The 1160-nt window shown below is 67.8% G+C and carries 1 protein-coding gene; it reads left to right on the forward strand.

The features are described 5' to 3' along the window. Positions 1–18 precede the first annotated feature (18 nt). Positions 19–1160: MFS transporter (locus tag PUR61_RS15435; RefSeq protein ID WP_329879419.1), on the forward strand; the 1142-nt coding region annotated here is incomplete at its 3' end.

The following is a 1160-nucleotide window of genomic DNA, read 5'->3' on the forward strand; positions in this document are numbered from 1 at the left end:
ACCCCCACCCTCGAACTCGTGAGCGAGGGCAAGTACAACAAGCTCAAGTGGCGCATGCTCCTGGCCGCGATGTTCTGCTACTTCTTCTTCTACACCGGCCGGCAGACCTTCGGCTTCGCCATCCCCGGCATCCAGGCCGACCTCGGTCTGAGCAAGGCCGCACTCGGCGGCATCAGCGGCATCCTGCTCTGGTCGTACGCCGCCGGTCAGATGATCAACGGCAACCTCGCCGACAAGTTCGGCGGCCGGCGCATGATGACCGCCGGCGCCATCCTGTCCACCATCCTCAACTGGTGCACGAGCTTCTCCGTCGGCTCCAGGTCGCTCAGCTTCCTGTGGGGCGCCAACGGGTTCGCGCAGTCCCTCGGCTGGCCCTCCGGCGGCCGGGTCATCTCCAACTGGTGGGGCCCCCGCGAGCGGGGCAAGAGCTTCGGCTTCTACACCTTCGCCGCCGGCATGGCCTCCGTCCTGGCCTTCGTCACCTCCACCATCGTCGTCGACACCCTCAAGCTCGACTGGCAGTGGATCTTCCGGGTCCCGGTCCTGCTGATGCTCGTCGGCGGCATCACCTTCTACTTCGTCGCCCGTGAGAACCCCAAGCAGGCCGGCATCAAGCCCCCCGCCTCCGTCACCGACGCCGACGAGGAGGACGACCCGGCCGACGCCGCCGCCTTCGCCGGCGAGACCTCGTTCCAGCGCTACAAGACCGTGCTGCGCAACCCCAAGATCTGGTCCACCGGCATCGCCATCGGGTTCCAGAACACCGCCCGCTACGGCCTGCTGATCTGGGTCCCGGTCTACTTCCTCGGCGAGAACTGGAAGAAGGGCGGCGGCGGCATCAGCCCGCTGTGGATCTCGGTCGCGCTGCCCGTCGGCATGGCGGTCGGCGCGCTCACCAACGGCCAGATCTCCGACCGGCTCTTCGGAGCCCGCCGGGACCGCCCCATCATCCTCTTCATGGTCATGGGCGCCGCCGCCTCCATGACCATGTACCTCGCGCCGCTGAACGTCACCACCGGCATCGTGGTCCTCTTCCTCACCGGCTTCTTCGTCTACGGCCCGCAGTCCTCGTTCTGGGCGCTCTGCCCCGACATCGCCGGCAAGCGGATGGCCGGCACCGCCACCGGCGCCGTCAACTGCTTCGCCTACCTCTTCGCCGG

The organism is Streptomyces sp. BE20 (assembly GCF_036322525.1).
In the GTDB taxonomy this organism is placed as follows: domain Bacteria; phylum Actinomycetota; class Actinomycetes; order Streptomycetales; family Streptomycetaceae; genus Kitasatospora.